This is a genomic window from Mycobacterium ostraviense, assembly GCF_002705925.1.
Taxonomy (GTDB): domain Bacteria; phylum Actinomycetota; class Actinomycetes; order Mycobacteriales; family Mycobacteriaceae; genus Mycobacterium; species Mycobacterium ostraviense.
Genome location: NZ_NKRE01000001.1, coordinates 5,055,986 through 5,073,916 on the forward strand (window position 1 = coordinate 5,055,986; position 17,931 = coordinate 5,073,916).

Below are 17,931 nucleotides of genomic sequence, written 5' to 3' on the forward strand. Positions count from 1 at the left end.
ATTCAGCGATCGGGATGCGCTCACCTATCGACTACGAGCGCACACTGACTGTCACCACGGAAGCAAGTTAACCGTGTCCACTATTTTGGGGGAACCCCACTGCGCACGACGGGGTGCGTCCCGAACGCGGATTCTGCGTAAATTTTGTTGCGGCTCTGGAGGGCCGCTTCCCGTGTCAAGCTGGCCATCTCGCGCGATGGCGAGGGCCGGGTGGTGGCCTTCCACCGTTACACCACTGCCGGAGCAGGATCGGAGATCAATCGATGCGCCGCTCGGGGCGTCCAGACGCTCCCAGCGGGGTTGACGAGCGGCCCTGCATCGACATGCTTGACGACGCGAAAGACCTTGATGCGCTGCCGCTTTCGTTGACATTCGCGCCGCTTCCGGAAATCTTCGACGCCACACGCACGGGTCTGCCGCACCGCATCGCGTATCGGCTGAATCCACCTATTGAACCCACTGATCAAGCTGGAATCTCGTTACCGGTAACTACGTAAGTTTCATGTGCTGAGCGGGCGACGCTACGCGGTGTTGTGCACCCACCACATCCCAGCGTGCTGGTGGAAATTTGCTGTCCCTGGAATTCATGCCCCGGCGCCGTCACCTGCGGCGGACTGATCACTGACTCGGCTCTGACGGCTGCGGCACGTCGAACCGGAAACGCCGGCCGGTGACCAGGTCCGGAAGTATCCGCACATAGTGCTTTTTCTCGGTTGCAATCCAGGTCAGGAGCTGGGCGCGGTCGGCCTCCTCGATCTCCTCGTCGCTGCGAAGTGAGCGTGCCCTGCCTTGGATGATCACGCTCCAGCCCTCGACGGCAGTGTGATCGTCGACTTCGAACAGCACCTGGTTGTTCATCGCGGCGCTGACCAGCTTGGTGCCTTCCGCGGTGCGGAACAGGATGGTGCGACGCTGGACGACGAAGTTCACCGGGAAGATCTGCGGACGGCCGTCCACGCTGGTGACCAGCCGCCCCAGGGTCACGCTTTTGAGTAGTTCCCAGCATTCGCTCACGGGGAGAATGGTGATCACTTCACTGGTTCCGGACATCAGCCAACCCCTCTCATCTGTTCGATCACATGCATGAGGCTATTGGAGTCGGCCCCGCAAAGCGGCGGGCGGGCCACCCCGTTCAAGCCGTCTTGGCCGCGTGCTTGTCGACGTAGTTCACCACGTCGGCGAGGGTACGAAGAGACGCGTAGTCCGACTCCGGAATCTCAACGTGCATCCGTTTGTGGATGCCGAGGAGGAAGTTCAGCCAGTCCATGGAATCGAGGTCGACTTGATCGCGCAGCAGCACGTCGTCGCGAATGTCGTCGGCATCGACTTCAGGCGCGATGGTGGTCAACACGGACAGCACCGCGTCACGAGTGTCTTGTTGGATAGTCATGTGTGCGTCACTTTTCCAAGAGGTCAGGTTGCTGGAGGAGTTCATTGATGGCGCTCAGGAACAGGGCGCCGCGGTGGCCGTCGCTGGCCCGGTGGTCGGCGGCAAGGGAGCCCTGCACGGTGGTGACGACGCGAATGCCGCCGTCGATGACGCAGACCCGCTGGGTCGGCTTGCCGAAGCCGACGATGGCGACCTGCGGTGGGTAGATCACGCCGAAGACCGTGTCGACGCCTTGGTCGCCGAGGTTGGTCACCGTGATGGTCGGATCCGACATCTCCGAGCTCCGCAACGAAAAGGAACGTGCCCGCGCCACCAGATCGGTCAGATCGCCCATCAACTCGTCGAGCTTCTTGTCGGGAACGTCGTGGATGGCCGGCGCGACCAGCCCCCCGCCGCGCAGCGAAATCCCCACGCCGACATGAATACCCGTCGCCGGCTGGAACCCGTCATCGCGCCAGAAACCGTTGAACTCGCTAAACCGTTGGGCCGCAAGGCCGACGGCCTTCAACAGCAGAACGGCCGGCAGCACCCGTTCGGTGATGGATCGCTGGGCGTTGCGTGAGGTCAACCAGTTCAGCGACTTTTCCATCATGATTTCGTCGGCAAGGTAATAATGCGGAATCTCGCGCTTGGACCGGCCCATCGCCGCCGCAATGGATTTCCGCATCAGCGCGGCGCGGTCGGCCGCCGTCGGCTTGGTGGGAACCTTGGCGGCCGGCTTTGCGGCCGGTTTGGCCGCTGCCGCATGCTCGACGTCGTTGATGGTGACCGCTCCCTGCGGACCGGTGCCGGTGACGGTGTCGAGATCGACGTGCAGCGACTGCGCCAGTCGGCGGGCAGCGGGGGAGACCCAGCGGCGATGCGGCGGCGGCCCCGGCGGGGTCACCGGCGCGACCCCCGCGCCCGACGGTGCCGACACCGGCGCCGCCGCGGCCGCGATCGAGGGCCGTTCCCGCTTGCGCGGTAGTTTCGTCGGACGCTCACCCGGTTCCAGCAGCGTGGCCAACACGGTTCCCACTTCGACGGTTTCACCGACCGGTACCACCAGTTCGTCGATCGTGCCCTCCTGCCAGCACTCGACTTCCACTGCGGCCTTGGTGGTTTCGACGATCGCCACGATCTGTCCCCGGCTCACCTTGTCGCCGGGCTTGACCAGCCATTCGTTCAAGGTGCCCTCGTCCATATCGGAGCCGAGGGAAGGCATCTTGAATTCCATCATGATTGGTCACCGAACAGGTCGTGCACCGCGGCGACGATCTTGGCGGGCTGTGGCAGTGCCGCCTCCTCCAAGTGTTTGGCATACGGTATGGGAACTTCTGCGCTGCACACCCGGGCAACCGGTGCATCGAGGTCGTAGAATGCCCCCTCCATGATTTGCGCCGAGATTTCCCCGGCCAAACTACCGCTGCGCCACGCTTCGTCGATCACCACCGCGCGATGTGTTTTGCGGACCGATTCCAGGATGGTGTCGGTGTCCAGCGGTCGCAGCACCCGCAGATCGATGACCTCGCAGTCGATTCCGGCCAGCGACAACTCGTTTTCCGCGTCGAGCGCCTTGGCCAGGCAGCCGCCGTAGGCGATCAGCGTCACGTCGGTGCCGGTGCGGCGCACCGCCGCCCGACAGATATCGGTCGGCTTGAGCACGTCGACATCCGCCGAGGTGTTGTAGAGCTGAACGTGCTCGAAAATGATCACCGGGTCGGGGTCGGCCAAGGCGGGGGCGAGCATGCCATAGCCATCCTCGATGGTTGCCGGAGCCACCACCTTGATGCCCGGAATGTGGGCGTACCACGGCTCGAGGCTATGTGAGTGCTGCGCGGCGAGCTGACGTCCGGCCCCGGTCGCCATCCGGACCACGATCGGAACCGAGAACTGCCCGCCGGACATGTGTCGCAGCGCCGCAGCGGTATTGACGATCTGGTCCAGCGCCAACAGGCTGAAGTTCACCGTCATGACTTCGACTATCGGGCGTAATCCGTTGAGGGCCGCACCGATTCCGATACCGACGAAACCCAACTCGGACAGCGGGGTGTCACGCACCCGGTCCGGGCCGAACTCCTCCAGCAGGCCCTTGGAGGCGGCGTACGTGCCGCCGTAGCGTCCGACATCTTCGCCCATCAGCACGACGTGCGGGTCGTTGCTCAAGGCGTCGCGAATCCCGTCGTGAACCGCGGTTCGGTAGCTGGTCTTCATCGCGTTGGCTCCCAAGTCGATTCGTCGGTCGCGGTGGCGTCCCCGACCGGCGTCAGCACATCGCGCGCGAGGTCGGCCGGGTCTTCCCACGTCCCGGCTTCGGCGTAGGCCACCGCGGCCTCGATCTCGGCGGCGGCCGCATCTTCGATCTCCCGCACGTCGTCGTCGGTGAGCGTGCGGTTGTCCAGGCACTGTTGGGTGAACATCCGGATCGGGTCACGCTCCCGCCACCGCTGGACTTCGGCCTTGTCGCGGTACAGTTCCGGGTCGAACATCGAATGCGCGCGGAACCGGTAGGTACGGAACTCGATGAAGAACGGGCCGCCGGTGTTGCGGACGTGGTCGACGCCCTGTTGGGTGGCGTTGAGGCAGGCCGCGACGTCCATCCCGTCCACGGCCAGCGTCGGAACCCGGTACGACGCCGCCTTGACGGTGAGGTCGGTCTGCGACTGCGCCCGGTCCAACGCGGTACCCATGGCGTAAAGGTTGTTCTCGCACAAGAACAACACCGGCAAGTTCCACAGGGCGGCCATGTTCAACGACTCGTGAAACGCGCCCTCGGCGACCGCGCCGTCGCCGAAGTAGCACGCGGTGACCCGGTTGCGCTTGAGCATCGCGTCGGCGAGTGCGACACCCACCGCCAGCGGTAGGCCGCCGGCCACGATCGCGTTGCCGCCGTAGAACCGTCTGGACTTGTCGAACAGGTGCATCGACCCGCCGCGGCCACGCGAGCAGCCCTCCTGCTTGCCGAACATCTCGGCCATGATCGAGGTCATCGGAAGGCCGCGCAGCAGCGCATGCGCATGCTCGCGATAGGTCGCCACCACCGCGTCGTCCTCGGCCAGGGCGCGCAGCGAGCCGGCGGCCACGGCCTCCTCGCCGACGTAGAGGTGCAGGAATCCCCGAATCTTGGCTGCGCTGTAGAGCTCCGCGCACTTTTCTTCCATCCGGCGCACCCGGACCATATCCGCCAGCAGTTCCTGCGCCAGCTTCGCGTCGGTCACCGAGGTCACTGCGACACCTCCTGAGGTCGGGGAGCGATCAAGTTCTCCACCGTGGACGTATCGCCTTCGGGCAGCCCGAGTTCGCGAGCCTTCAGCAGCCGCCGCATGATCTTGCCGCTGCTGGTGTGCGGCAACGAATCGACGAACTGAATCTCCTTGGGCGCCACGGCAGCTCCGAGCCGCTTGCGGGCGTGGCCCAGCAGCTGCAGCCGCAGGTCGTCGTCGGCGACGAAACCGTCCTTCAGGGTGATAAACGCTTTGATGACGGCCCCGACGGTCGGATCCGGCTTGCCGATGACGGCCGCCTCGGCCACCGCCGGATGGTCGGTCAGCGCGCTTTCCACCTCGAACGGCCCGATCAGGTGGCCGGCAGATTTGATCACATCGTCTTTGCGGCCGACGAACCAGAAGTAGCCGTCGGCATCCTTCTTGGCCAGATCGCCGGTGAGATAAAGCCCGTCGCTGAAGCACTTTCGATAACGGTCCTCGGCGTGCAGATAGCCGCGGAACATCGACGGCCAGCCCGGCTTGAGGGCCAGCTCACCCTCCACGTCCGGCTCCTCGATCACCGACGTGCTCCCGTCGTCGTTGTCGCGCACGATGTAGGCGTCCACCCCGGGTAACGGCCGGCCCATCGAGCCGGGCTTGATGTCGAATGCCGGTGTGTTGGCGATCATGATCCCGCCGGTCTCGGTCTGCCACCAATTGTCGTGAATCGGCAAGCCCAGCACCCGTTTTCCCCACCAGACCGCCTCGGGGTTGAGTGGTTCGCCCACACTGGCGATGAAACGCAGCTGCGGAAACCGGTATTGCGCCGGCAGTTCGGGCCCCGCCTTGATCAACATCCTGATGCCGGTCGGTGCGGTGTACCAGACCGACACACTTTGGTCCTGCAGGATCCGGTACCAGCGCTCGGCGTCGAACTCCGCTTCGTCGACGACGGAAGTCACCCCGTGCAACAGGGGGCTGATGATGCCGTACGACGTTCCGGTGACCCACCCGGGATCGGCTGTGCACCAGTAGATGTCGTCGGGATGAAGATCGAGTGCGTACCGGCCGGTGACATAGTGCATCGCGACGGCGCCGTGAACGTGGATGGCGCCCTTTGGCGTGCCGGTGGTGCCGCTGGTGAAGTGCAGCAGTGCCGGGTCCTCGGCGGTGGTGGGTTCGACCGGCGTGTTCTCGTCGGCTGCGTTCATCCAGTCCCAGAAGTTGAGCGTTCCGGGTAGCTGCTCGCCCGTTTTGTCGTCGTCTACGACCAGCACGTGTCGTACCGACGTCAACCGGTCGCGGATCCTGGCGATTTTGCGCTGGTAGATGGCCTTCGTGGTGACCAGCACGTCGGCTTGCCCGATGGCGACTCTGGTGGCGATGGGCTCCGGCCCGAAAGCCGAGAACAACGGCGAAACGATGCTGCCGTTGCGAAGCGCACCCAGCATGGTGATGTAGAGCTCGGGGATACGGCCCATGATCGTGAACACCCGGTTGCCCTTATTCATGCCGAGCGCGCGTAACACTCCGGTGAACCGCGCCGCGAGCCGGTTCAGCTCCCCGTAGCTCAGATCCCGGGTGGACATCGCGCCGTCCCAGCTCTTGTCGGTGACGAATCGTAATGCGGTGTGTGTCGCGGTCCGGCCGGCGGCGTGTCTGTCCAGGGCGGCATAGCCGATGTTGCATCTGCCCTCGCCCATGCCCTCGCACAGCGCCGGGACATCCGACCAGCGAAACTGGGCACGTGCCCGCTCGTAGTCGGTGAGATTGGGCGGAACGCGGAAGTCGTGGGGCGTTTTGTGAATGACATCCATTAATCGTCCTAACGATTCGGCGCGACTCAAGCCCAGCGCGAAGCCGGCCTCTTCATCGTTTTCTGGGGCCTTGCCACCCGATAGAGAAGAAAGTCATCAAGTCCACTGCCGGTTGTCCTTCGACTCGGAACTCAGCGGGCAGGGCAGTGACGGTGACAGCCCTTCAAGGTCCAATGCCACTGCGCCGGGGACCAAGGACTCTGGCGTCGGTTCCCGGCCTCGACGAAAGTCGAAGTCAGATCACAAGGCAGGTGAATGCGATGACTCAAGCGATGGTCGACAGCGGGGTAATCACGAAGGCCGTGGAGTTGGCATGCCATGCTCCTTCACTGCACAACAGCCAGCCGTGGCGGTGGTTGGCTGGCGGCACGGCCGTTGACTTGTTCCTCGATCCGCACCGATTGGTGACCTCGGCAGACAGCTCGGGTCGCGAGGCGGTGATCAGTTGCGGTGCCTTGCTCGATCACTTTCAGGTCGCCATGGGCGCCGCCGGCTGGAACGCAGCCGTCGACCAATTTCCCAACCCCAACGATCTGGACCACCTGGCCTCGATCGACTTCGCTCCGATGGACTATGTCACCCAACCCCGGCGTGACCGGGCCGACGCGATATTGCGTCGCCGAACCGACCGGCGTCCATTCCGGGCACCACACGAATGGGCGTCGTTCGAATCGGTGCTGCGCAGCTCGTTCGAAAACGACGGGATCGAGCTTGCGGTATTGGCCGACGAGGCGCGGCCTCGACTTGCCGAGGCGTCGCGGCTCACCGAGGCCCTGCGCCGCTACGACGACTCATACCATCATGAATTGGCTTGGTGGACAGCGCCTTCCAGGGAATCAGAAGGGATACCCGAAAGCGCGCTGGCGTCCGGGTCGGCGGCCCGGGCGGTGGCGGTGAACCGCCGGTTTCCCGCCGACTGGCATAGCGAGCGCAGTTCGGCCAGCAGGCCGGACCAAGCCAGAATCGTGGTGCTGTCGACACCCGGGGACACCCGCGCCGACGCCCTCGACTGCGGCCGGGCGCTGTCGGCCGTATTGCTGGAGTGCACCCTTGCCGGATTGGCGACCTGCCCGGTCACCCATCTCACCGAGATCGCAGCCAGCCGCGCCATCGTCGGCGATCTCACCGGCAGCCCAGCGGTGCCTCAGGTGTTGATCCGGATCGGCGTGGCGCCTGCCGGCGAGGTTCCGCCACCCACACCGCGACGACCGCTGGGCGACGTGCTGGAGTTTCGCCGCTGAGCCATGGCGATCGGGGGCTCGATAACCAGCGGACACGCGTCGACCTGGGGGTCGCTGCATAGCCTGAGATTCGACGCGCATGGATGCGTAGCGGCTGGCATCCGGGCGATCCCACGGGCCCGGGGACACCCTTGTTCCACACCTACTTGCAGGCAACGACGATGTCGTTCGCGGCGATCGTCGCCTGTCAGGTCGGTACGGCGTTCGCTTCGCGGACCGCCTGGGCGTCGCTGAAGTCGGTCGGTGTCACCACAAATCGACTTGTGTTGGGCGGTATCGCATTCGAGTTGATCTTCGCCTGCGCGGTGATCTATCTGCCGGCACTGCAATACGTTTTCGGCTCGGCAGCCCTTGACGCATGGATGTTGTTGCTGCTGCTGCCGATGCCGCTGGCCGTCTGGGGTGTCGACGAAATCTACCGCTGGCGGTTGCGGCGTCAGCCGGCGCACAATAGACACGGCCCTCTGCACGCCGCGCGGGTTACCGTCGCACCGGTAGACCATCCCGCCCACAAGTGACTTCAGACCCTATGCGCCAGGTGACAAGCGCCGAATCATGGGGCCAACCCGGCGACTCGACGAAAGTCGCATGCACAAAGGAAATTGGTATGGGTTCTCCACTGGGAAACGCTCTGCTATTGACAGATTCCGATCTCGATGCGCTGGCCGTGCAGTTCCTCAACTCGGCATATGCCGACCGCAACAAATATTCCGAGTGGCCGCTGGATCGGCGGATCGAGGGGTTTCTGCTTCGCCGGGGACTTGTCCGTCTCGCCGAAGACGGCGACGCGTATGGCCTGATCCTGGACCGCGTCATGGCCTACCTGGGGGCAGCGCATCGTCGAGGTCGCGGCACCGGCGGCAGAGCCGACTAACGGCCCCGCCGGCCCGGGACTTCGGTCCCTATCGTCGGCCGGGATGGACTGATCGGATAGAAATCGCCACCACGACGAGTCGAAAACAAGGAGATAACCATGACTTCGTTCTCCGTGCAGCGCCGGCCCAGGTCACTGTTCCCGGACTTTTCCGAACTGCTCGCCGGCTTTCCGTCGTTTGCCGGCCCGCGTCTTGCGGCCGAAAGCCGGTTGATGCCGCTCGAGGACGAATTGAAGGACGGCCGCTACGAGGTGCGCGCCGAAATCCCGGGTGTCGACCCGGCAACGGACATCGACATCACCGTGCACGACGGGCGGCTGACCATCAAGGCCGAACGAACCGAGAAGAAAGAATTCGATGGCCGGTCGGAATTCTCCTACGGTTCATTCGTTCGTACCGTCACGTTGCCCGCCGGCGCCGACGAAGACAGCATCAAGGCCACCTACGACAAAGGCATCCTCACCGTCTCCGTTGCCGTGTCGGACGCCAAGCCAGCCGAGCGCCGGATTCCGATCCAGCGCCCGAACTGACTGAGCGCCAAACGCCATGACCAGCTCAGCGAAGACCACCCGGCACGCGCCGCGGCGGGTATTCCGCGACCGCGGCGAGGCCGGCCGGGTGCTGGCAAGTCTGTTGAGTGCCTACCGCGACCACCCGGACGTGATCGTGCTGGGCCTGGCGCGGGGCGGCATTCCCGTCGCCTGGGAGGTGGCGGCGGCGCTGCAGGCTCCGCTGGACGCCTTCATCGTCCGTAAGCTCGGCGTTCCCGGCCACGAAGAGTTTGCCTTGGGCGCCCTGGCAAGCGGTGGCCGCGTCGTCGTCAACGACGATGTGGTACGGGGGTTGCGGATCACGCCGCAGCAACTGCGCGACATCGCCGAGCGCGAAGGGCGCGAGTTGGTCCGCCGCGAGGCCATTTATCGCGCGGGACGCCCGCCGCTCGACGTCGCCGGCAAGACAGTGATCTTGGTCGACGATGGGTTGGCCACTGGCGCAAGCATGTTCGCGGCGGTACAGGCGCTGCGTGAAGCCGAGCCCGAACAGATCGTGATTGCGGTGCCAGCCGCCCCGGAATCCACCTGCCGGGAGTTCGCCGGCATCGTCGACGACGTCGTATGCGCCTCCATGCCCACCCCGTTTCTGGCGGTCGGCGAGTCGTTCTGGGACTTTCGCCAGGTCACCGACGAGGAGGTCCGCCGACTGTTGGCCACCCCGACCTCGGGCATCTCGGTGATCAGACCCGCGGCGCCGACAGCCGCCGAGGTGATCAACAGCGTGGCCATCGACGCTCCCGGCGGTGTTCCACCATCCGAAGCCCTGGAAGAGCTCATCGCCGACGCGCGGATCGTGTTGATCGGCGAAAGCTCGCACGGTACCCACGAGTTCTACGCGGCCCGGGCCACCATCACGAAATGGCTGATCGAGGAGAAGGGCTTTTGCGCCGTTGCCGCGGAGGCGGACTGGCCCGACGCCTACCGGGTGAATCGGTACGCGCGCGGCCTGGGCGAGGACCGCAGCGCCGCCGCGGCGTTGAGCGGCTTCGAGCGCTTTCCGGCCTGGATGTGGCGCAACGTCGTGGTCCGCGACTTCGTCGACTGGCTGCGCGCGCGCAACCTGCGGCACCAATCGAATGGTCTGCGGCAAGCCGGCTTCTACGGCCTGGACCTTTACAGCCTGCACCGTTCGATGCACGAGGTGATCAGCTTTCTCGACAAGGTCGACCCCACCGCGGCGGCACGGGCACGCGCCCGGTACGTCTGCTTTGACCACACCTCCGCCGATGACGGTCAGGCCTACGGGTACGCGGCGGCGTTCGGCGCCGGTCCCTCGTGCGAACGTCAAGCCATCGAGCAATTGGTCGACCTGCAGCGCCACCTGCTCAGCTATGCGCGCCGGGACGGACTGATCGCCGAGGACGAAGCGTTCTACGCCCAACAAAATGCGCTGACGGTACGCAACGCGGAGGTGTACTACCGCGCGATGTTCAGCGGGCGGGTCACCTCGTGGAATTTGCGTGATCAGCACATGGCACAGACCCTGGACGCGCTGCTGAAACACCTCGACCGCCACGACGATGTGCCGCCGGCCCGAATAGTGGTGTGGGCACACAATTCTCACGTCGGGGACGCCCGGGCCACCGAAGTGTGGGCCGACGGACAGCTCACCCTGGGTCAACTTGTCCGGCAACGATACGGCGACGAGTCGCGTCTTATCGGGCTGTGTACCTACTCCGGCACGGTGACCGCCGCCAGCGAATGGGGCGGCATCGCCGAACGCAAGGTGGTTCGACCCGCACTCAACGGAAGCATCGAGCAACTACTTCACGAGACCGGACGCAACGCCTTCCTGGTGTCACCGCAGATAACCCCGGAAGCCGCGGACCCGCTCAGCGTCGTGCGGCTGGGACGTGCCATCGGGGTGATCTACCTGCCTGCGACGGAACGGCAGAGTCACTACTTCCACGTCCGCCCCGCCGATCAGTTCGACGCGATGATCCACATCGACAAGACCCGCGCGCTCGAACCTCTCGAGACCACCAGTTTGTGGATCGCCGGCGAGACACCGGAAACCTACCCGAGTGGCCTGTAGCCGCTGGTCCGAGCGGAGTCAACGGACATGAAGACACCGGCCCAGCCAGTCGCGACCGGACCGCGAATCGTCACGTTGACCATGAATCCGGCGCTCGACATCACCACCAGCGTCGACGTCGTCCGGCCGACCGAGAAGCTGCGCTGCTCGGCAACCCGTTATGACCCGGGCGGCGGGGGGATCAACGTTGCCCGGATCGCGCAGGTCCTCGGCGGGTCGGTGTTTGCGGTGTTTCCCGCGGGCGGGTCGCATGGCGGGCTTCTGGTGCGGCTGCTCAGCGACGAGAGGTTGCCCTGTGCGCACATCCCGATCGCCGCGTCGACGCGGGAAAGCTTCACCGTCAACGAGACCAGCACCGGCCGGCAGTACCGGTTTGTGCTTCCGGGACCGCAACTGACATCGGCAGACCAGCAGCGATGTCTTCAGGAATTGCGGTTCGCCGCGCGTTCCGCTGAATTCGTGGTGGCTAGCGGCAGCCTGCCGCCGGGGGTACCCGCTGATTACTACCAGCGGGTCACCGATGTCTGCCGCCAGCTCGGTGCCAGGTTCGTGCTGGACACCTCCGGAGGCGGCTTGCAGCACATCTCCCGCGGGGTCTTCCTGCTCAAGGCAAGCGTGCGAGAACTCCAAGAGTGCGCCGGACGGGAGTTGGTCACCGAGTCCGCACAATTCGGCGCCGCCCACGAGCTGATCGACCGCGGCCTTGCGCAGGCCGTGGTGGTGTCGCTGGGATCGCACGGCGCGCTGCTGGCCACACGCGACACGAGTGAGCGGTTTTCGGCGGTTCCGATGGGACACGGAAGCGGCGTCGGGGCCGGCGACGCCATGGTTGCCGCGATCACGGTGGGCCAATGCCGCGGCTGGTCGCTGGCCGAGTCGGTTCGGTTGGGGATTGCGGCGGGCGCGGCAATGCTGCTGACACCTGGTACGGCGGCCTGTGAGCGCGTGGATGTGGAGAGGTTGTTCGAGCAGGTTGGCCAACCTGCGGAAGTCACCGACGTGGCCGCCGGCGCGATGTGACCGTGAGGGTTCGACGTGGGATTCTCGGCGAAACCCGCCCGGGACGAACGGCATTCCAGGTAAGGCCGAACGGCCCCTGCCCACGGAGCCAATTCCGCAATAGCCTGACATCGAGCGGGTCGAAGTAGTCAGGAGCCGACATGTCGCAGCCGGACCCGAAGTCGGTGGTCGTGGCCGTCAATGGCTCACAAGCCGCGGTTAACGCTGCCAAGTGGGCGATCGAAGAGGCAAGGGGCCGGCAGCTGCCGCTTCGCTTGGTATATGTCATTCCCGCCCCTGATGTGCCGGGCGGGTCGGTGCAGAACTCCGAGTGGGAGCTCGAGCGGGCGGAGCGGGCGCTGTACCAGGCGGACGGGGCCATCCAGGGCGAAGGACGACCGGTCGAGACCGAAACGGCGATCCGATCCGGCGATCCGGCGCAGGTGTTGATCGGTGAATCCCAGGACGCCGCGCTGATCTGCGTCGGCACCGCGCGGCGGGGCAGGGCGGCCGACGGGTTGTTGGGCCCGACCGCCGCGGCGTTGGTGACGGGCGCCCACTGCCCGGTCGCGATAGTGCGGACCAATCCAGACGGTTCGCCGACCAAGCTCGGCGTGATCGCCGTCGTCCTCAACGACGAAGTCGACAACGACGAAGTCGTGCACCAGGCGATGGAGGAGGGGCGGCGCCGGCATGCCACGGTGCGCCAGATCGATCGCCGGCTCAACAGCTGGGTCCGCCGCTATCCGGACGTGCCCGTCCAGATCGTTGCCGCGGGTACCGGCGCGAAGGCTGCTGAGCGCCACGGCAGCGCGATCGACCTGGCCGTTGTCGGCGAGACCGACGCCGAGCAGCTCCCGGAACTGGCTACTCCCAACTGCCATCCGATTCTGGGCTATCCCGACTGCTCGATTCTGGTGGTTCGGCACTGAAATCCGAGCGGTACCCGCCGGGCCCGATTTTCTTGCTGCCCCAACTGGTTTGTTGTTCGACACGATTTAGTGGAAAAAGTGTCGACCACGTCGACACTTTGACGGCGGCAGGTAGCGCTGGGACACCGGGGTTACGGTTACGCGCCGAACGGTCCGGGTCGGCGCAAAGGACACGAACCAGATGCCAACCGACATCGCCGTCCAATATCGGCAATAGTGGTTATAGCGGGAAAATAGTGCGGTCAGGGTGAAAGGACTCGCAATGGTTAAGGTTTTCTTGGTCGATGACCATGAAGTAGTCCGTCGCGGACTGACCGATCTGCTGGCATCCGACCCTGACCTCGAGATCGTCGGCGAAGCGGGCTCGGTATCCGAAGCAATGGCGAAGATCCCGGCGTTGAGGCCGGATGTCGCCGTGCTCGACGTGCGCCTGCCCGACGGCAACGGCATCGAATTGTGCCGTGACCTGCTGTCCGATCAGCCCGAATTACGGTGTCTGATGCTGACGTCGTTTACCTCCGATGAAGCGATGCTGGAGGCGATTCTGGCCGGCGCCAGCGGCTTCGTCGTCAAAGACATCAAGGGTATGGAGCTGGCCCGGGCGATCAAAGACGTCGGCGCCGGCAAATCGCTGCTGGATAACCGGGCGGCCGCAGCGCTGATGGCAAAGCTGCGCGGCGGGGCGGAGCAACACGACCCGCTGTCTGGATTGACCGAGCAGGAGCGGACGCTACTGGGACATCTCAGTGAGGGATTGACCAACCGGCAGATCGCCGCCCGGATGTTTCTGGCCGAGAAAACGGTGAAGAACTACGTGTCGCGCCTGCTCGCCAAACTCGGCATGGAGCGGCGGACCCAGGCGGCGGTGTTCGCCTCGAGGCTGGGCCAGGGGGCTGCGCCGCCAACGCCCGGCAACTGACGCGTCCTGCCAACACCTCGGCCGGATCATTTGCCGGTCAGCGCAGCCGGCGAACCGTTGGCCCGGAGGTTAATGGCTACTTGGCCGCGAGGTGGTTAAGCTGGTCAGCGACATCCGAGTGTCCCCATACAGCACCGGCTGTCGTAAGCCGGGGCGTGGAAGGTTTCAGTCAGGTGGCCAGTGACCACAGCGGCTCACCATTTGCGGGGTTGGGCCAGCCTGGACTAGTAGACAGGATGCACGCGCAGCTCGACGAGTTGCTGGCGGCCCGCGACCAAATGGCGCAATTGCTGCGGGTGATCGTCGAGATCGGGTCGGATCTCGACCTCGACGGAACTCTGCGGCGGATCGTCACCGCGGCCAGGGAGTTGACCGCCGCCCCCTACGGCGCCCTGGCCGTCCGTGATCCCGAAGGAACGTTGCTCTCGTTCATCCACGAGGGGATAGACGCCGAGACGGCGCGACGGATCGGGCATTTGCCGGTTGGCAAGGGGGTGCTGGGTGTCTCGCTCGTCGAAACGCCGGCGCTGCGCCTCGATGACCTGACCGCGCACCCGGCCGCCTGCGGGTTCCCCGAGCACCATCCACCCATGCGCGCGTTTCTCGGCGTGCCGATCATGATCCGGGGAACGGTATTCGGCCACCTCTACCTCACCCATGTCGAACCCGGCCGGGTCTTCTCCGAAGCCGACGAGTTCGCGGCTCGCGCGCTGGCGTTCGCGGCCGGGGTCGCCATCGACAATGCGCAAGTATTCGAACGCGAGCGCACTTCGGTGAAGTGGATGGAAGCCAGCCGCGAGATCACGACCGCGCTGTTGACCAGCGCCGAGCCGCAGCGGCGTCCGTTGCGGTTGATCGCGGAAAAGGCATGCGCACTAACCGATGCCGAACAGGCGATTGTGCTGATTCCGCTCGATGCCGACCAGCCGCCCGAGGAGATCGACACGCTGGTAGTTTCCGCCGCGGTAGGGCGGCATGCCGCTGAGGTCGTCGGCCAGCGCGTCCCGGTGGACGGCTCGACCACAGGCACCGTTTTTCGGTCCGGCCAACCGCTGATCACCGAGGCGTTCAACCACAGGATTCCCGCGTTCACCGACGTCGCACAGCGTTCCGCGATTCTGATGCCACTTCGCGCCCACGACCACGTCGCCGGGGTAATTGCCATTGCCCGCAGCGCCGACAAGGCGCCTTTCGACGCCAGCTATGTGAATTTGGTGCGCGATTTCGCCACCCACGCCACGATCGCGCTGATGCTCGCGTCCGGCCGTGAGGATGCGCGGCAGCTGACCATCCTGGCCGAGCGCGAGCGCATCGCTCACGACCTGCATGACCACGTCATCCAGCGGCTGTTTGCCACCGGGATGGATCTGCAGGGCACGCTTGCCCGGGCGCGCTCACCGGAGGTGATCGGCCGGCTCAACGGCACGCTGGATGATCTGCAGACCATCATCGAGGAGATCCGCACCACCATCTTCCAGCTGAAATCTCCGCTGGAGCGTGACGGCGGCTTTCGGCACCGCATACAAGCAGTGGTCGCCGACCTGACCGAGCATCGCGACATCGTCACTACCATGCACATCGATGGCCCGATGGCCGCCGTCGGCGGCGAACTGGCCGACCACGCCGAAGCGGTCACCACCGAGGCCGTCAGCAACGCCCTACGCCACTCGGGCGCTACCCAGCTGACCATCCAGGTCGGCGTGGCCGACATGTTCAGCCTTGACATCGTCGACAACGGGTGTTGCCTGCCCGCCGACATTTCGCGCCGCAGCGGCCTGGCCAACATGAAGCACCGGGCCGAACAACTCGGCGGCAGCTGCGAAATCAGCGGTGCACCCGACAGCGGCACCCGGGTCCACTGGACGGCTCCGCTGGGCGACTACTGACGACGGCTGGCCCGCGGGTGCCGTTGTCACCGTCACGGTCGGCCCCACCGCTACAGAGGCGCCGTCAATTCGGCACCACCAGCACCGAATGTCCATCGCGGCGTGGCACATGGAATGTCACCGGGCCGACCATCCGCGCGACGTCGCCGGCGTCGTCGCTGCCCACGACGGCCAATTGGATCGGTTCCGTGGTCCTGCCGAGAAATTCGGCGACCCCATGCCGAGCGGCTGCCGGTTGCACGTGGAGGTCGCGGTACTGACAAACCCAGCGGTCGAGCCGACGATTCAGCTGCTCGTAGCGAATCTCACCCAAACCCCATCGCCAGACACCCATCGCCAGAATCGGCGCCCCGCGTAGGTGCGCCTCCCGGAAGCCGTGTTCGAGCACCACGTCGTTGGCCGGCGAATCCTCGACGACAACAGCGATCCAGGCCGAATCCGACACCACGTCGTTATGGCCGGTGCGGATGACCGCGGTCGGGCACTGGGCCTTTCGCGCCACCGCCTCGGCGGTCGAGCCCAGCAGCTTGCGAGCGACCCGCCCTATCCCCACCGACCCCACGCAAACCATTGCCGCCGAACGTGATTCGTCGATCAGGGTGCCGCCGGGCGATCCGTATACGATCTCGCACTCGACTTTGACGGCCTCGTCCATGGCATGCAGCGCGGTTGCGGCGCCGTGGAGGGCCATTTCGGCGTATTCGACGTCCAGACTTTCGTCGCCGGCGCGCGCATCGGCGCCGCGGAGGATCGCATGGATCAACCGGAGCGGAATGTCACGGCTGATCGCCTCGGCAACTGCCCATTTGGCGGCGTTGATCGCGGCGTCCGACCCGTCGATGCCCACAACGATTCGTGATTGCGGATGATTCATCGCATCCTCCCGATCAGACAACCCGCCCGCAGATCAGCGAACCCGTCACTTCGCGAGGTTATTGCGCATCGCCGGTTGCCGGCAGGGTCGTTTGACCCCTGCTCGCGAGGCTGTTGGTCCCCAGTGGGTCCCGCTGGGTCCGACGGTGTGCCGCATGGCGCCGCGAAGGTCTCACGGCCACGCTGTTGGGGACTTAAGCCTCACGACCTCCGTCGGCGCCGCCACTACCGTTGTGGGGGGTCCTGGAGAAGGGAATGTCTGCAACCATGAAACGTCTTGGCATCGTCGTCGGCGTCGACGGATCGGCCGCGTCGAATACGGCCGTGGCATGGGCAGCACAGGATGCCACGCTGCGACATCTTCCACTGACCTTGGTTCACATGGTGAATGCGGCCGTACCGATGTGGCCCGAGATGCCGATGTCGATGGGCATGGCCGCGTGGCAGGAAGAAGACGGCCGCCAGGTCCTCGAACAGGCGGTCAAGATCGCTGAGCAGGCCATGCAGGCCCACCGGGAGATCACCATCCACAGCGAGCTGAGATGGTCGCCGCCGGTGCCCACCCTGGTAGAGCTGTCCGCCGAAGCAGAGTTGGTGGTGCTGGGCAGTTACGGGCGGGGAGCGGTCGCCCGGGCGGTGCTGGGCTCGGTCGGTTCGGCGCTGCTGCGCCGCGCGAAGTGTCCGGTGGCGGTCGTCCGCGACCAAGACCCGGCCGCGGCCGATCCCGCGCATCCTGCTCAACTGCAGCAAGCGCCCGTCGTGGTCGGAATCGATGGCTCGCCGGTCTCGGAGCGGGCGACGGCCATCGCCTTCGACGAGGCGTCGCGCCGCGGTGTGGAGTTGAAGGCGGTGCACGCCTGGAGCGACGTGGAAGTGGTTGACCTGCCGGGTTTGGACTGGTCGACCGTCAAGGGCGAAGCGGAGCAGACGGTGGCCGAACGCCTGGCCGGCTGGCAGGAACGTTATCCCGACGTCACGGTCCATCGGCTCGTCGTCTGCGACCGGCCGGCCCGGGAGCTGATCGACCAGGCGCAAACCGCCCAACTCGTCGTGCTGGGCAGCCACGGCCGAGGGGGATTCACCGGCATGCTGCTGGGTTCGGTCAGCAATGCGGTGGTTCACTCGGTTCGGACACCGGTGATCGTGGCTCGTCCGTCCTGAGCCGTCCTGGCCGCAGCGCCGAGATGTCCGCGTCAATCGGCAACGAGCGCCGTGGGAGGCCGTG

General features: G+C 65.5%; 17 protein-coding genes. 10 read left to right on the forward strand and 7 right to left on the reverse strand.

Annotated elements, in window-relative coordinates:
- Nucleotides 1–618: 618 nt before the first annotated feature.
- The 6 genes from CDN38_RS23495 to acsA all read right to left on the reverse strand — a co-directional run bounded on the left by CDN38_RS23495 (nt 619) and on the right by acsA (nt 6,392).
- Entirely contained in the window at nt 619–1,050 is a 432-nt protein-coding gene (locus tag CDN38_RS23495) for a pyridoxamine 5'-phosphate oxidase family protein (protein WP_075513394.1), read from the reverse strand.
- 82 nt (nt 1,051–1,132) lie between these two features.
- Entirely contained in the window at nt 1,133–1,390 is a 258-nt protein-coding gene (locus CDN38_RS23500; protein ID WP_075513393.1) for an acyl carrier protein, read from the reverse strand.
- Between the two features lie 7 nt (nt 1,391–1,397).
- Nucleotides 1,398–2,609 carry a dihydrolipoamide acetyltransferase family protein gene (locus tag CDN38_RS23505; protein WP_099319212.1) on the reverse strand — a complete coding sequence of 404 codons (1,212 nt, stop codon included), beginning with the start codon at nt 2,607–2,609 and terminating at the stop codon, nt 1,398–1,400.
- Nucleotides 2,606–3,583, reverse strand: coding sequence for an alpha-ketoacid dehydrogenase subunit beta (locus tag CDN38_RS23510; protein WP_075513391.1), 978 nt, complete (start codon nt 3,581–3,583; stop codon nt 2,606–2,608). The genes CDN38_RS23505 and CDN38_RS23510 overlap by 4 nt, the downstream gene beginning before the upstream one ends.
- Complete coding sequence (gene pdhA, locus CDN38_RS23515) at nt 3,580–4,587, reverse strand: pyruvate dehydrogenase (acetyl-transferring) E1 component subunit alpha (protein WP_099319466.1); 1,008 nt, start codon at nt 4,585–4,587, stop codon at nt 3,580–3,582. Before pdhA ends, CDN38_RS23510 begins: the two co-directional genes overlap by 4 nt.
- Nucleotides 4,588–4,592: 5 nt before the next feature.
- Complete coding sequence (gene acsA, locus CDN38_RS23520) at nt 4,593–6,392, reverse strand: acetate--CoA ligase (RefSeq protein ID WP_075513390.1); 1,800 nt, start codon at nt 6,390–6,392, stop codon at nt 4,593–4,595.
- Between the two features lie 260 nt (nt 6,393–6,652).
- Between acsA and CDN38_RS23525 the strand changes: the two genes are divergently transcribed.
- From CDN38_RS23525 to CDN38_RS23565, 9 genes are all read left to right on the forward strand, one after another.
- On the forward strand, nt 6,653–7,633 hold the full coding sequence (locus CDN38_RS23525; RefSeq protein WP_075513389.1) for an Acg family FMN-binding oxidoreductase: 981 nt from the start codon (nt 6,653–6,655) through the stop codon (nt 7,631–7,633).
- Nucleotides 7,634–7,716: 83 nt separating this feature from the next.
- Complete coding sequence (locus tag CDN38_RS23530; protein WP_075513388.1) at nt 7,717–8,151, forward strand: cation transporting ATPase C-terminal domain-containing protein; 435 nt, start codon at nt 7,717–7,719, stop codon at nt 8,149–8,151.
- A gap of 89 nt (nt 8,152–8,240) precedes the next feature.
- Entirely contained in the window at nt 8,241–8,507 is a 267-nt protein-coding gene (locus CDN38_RS23535; RefSeq protein WP_075513387.1) for a hypothetical protein, read from the forward strand.
- 99 nt (nt 8,508–8,606) lie between these two features.
- Nucleotides 8,607–9,038 carry an Hsp20/alpha crystallin family protein gene (locus CDN38_RS23540; RefSeq protein WP_075513386.1) on the forward strand — a complete coding sequence of 144 codons (432 nt, stop codon included), beginning with the start codon at nt 8,607–8,609 and terminating at the stop codon, nt 9,036–9,038.
- A 16-nt stretch (nt 9,039–9,054) separates the two neighbouring features.
- Nucleotides 9,055–11,097 (forward strand): erythromycin esterase family protein, encoded by a 2,043-nt coding sequence (locus CDN38_RS23545; protein ID WP_099319213.1) that lies wholly within the window; start codon nt 9,055–9,057, stop codon nt 11,095–11,097.
- 27 nt (nt 11,098–11,124) lie between these two features.
- Nucleotides 11,125–12,117, forward strand: coding sequence for a 1-phosphofructokinase family hexose kinase (locus CDN38_RS23550; RefSeq protein WP_075513385.1), 993 nt, complete (start codon nt 11,125–11,127; stop codon nt 12,115–12,117).
- Between the two features lie 140 nt (nt 12,118–12,257).
- The gene (locus tag CDN38_RS23555; protein WP_075513384.1) at nt 12,258–13,028 is read left to right on the forward strand and encodes a universal stress protein; all 771 of its coding nucleotides are present in this window, start codon (nt 12,258–12,260) and stop codon (nt 13,026–13,028) included.
- Between the two features lie 262 nt (nt 13,029–13,290).
- A complete protein-coding gene (locus CDN38_RS23560) occupies nt 13,291–13,947 on the forward strand; it encodes a response regulator (protein WP_075513383.1) in 657 nt (218 codons plus the stop codon).
- A gap of 236 nt (nt 13,948–14,183) precedes the next feature.
- Nucleotides 14,184–15,833, forward strand: coding sequence for a GAF domain-containing sensor histidine kinase (locus tag CDN38_RS23565; protein WP_180276378.1), 1,650 nt, complete (start codon nt 14,184–14,186; stop codon nt 15,831–15,833).
- A gap of 64 nt (nt 15,834–15,897) precedes the next feature.
- Here the strand turns inward: CDN38_RS23565 and CDN38_RS23570 are convergent, their stop codons facing one another.
- Nucleotides 15,898–16,707 (reverse strand): universal stress protein, encoded by an 810-nt coding sequence (locus CDN38_RS23570; RefSeq protein ID WP_075513382.1) that lies wholly within the window; start codon nt 16,705–16,707, stop codon nt 15,898–15,900.
- A 254-nt stretch (nt 16,708–16,961) separates the two neighbouring features.
- Between CDN38_RS23570 and CDN38_RS23575 the strand changes: the two genes are divergently transcribed.
- Nucleotides 16,962–17,867: a universal stress protein gene (locus CDN38_RS23575; RefSeq protein WP_075513381.1), complete on the forward strand. Its 906-nt coding sequence runs from the start codon at nt 16,962–16,964 to the stop codon at nt 17,865–17,867.
- The last annotated feature ends 64 nt before the right edge of the window (nt 17,868–17,931 follow it).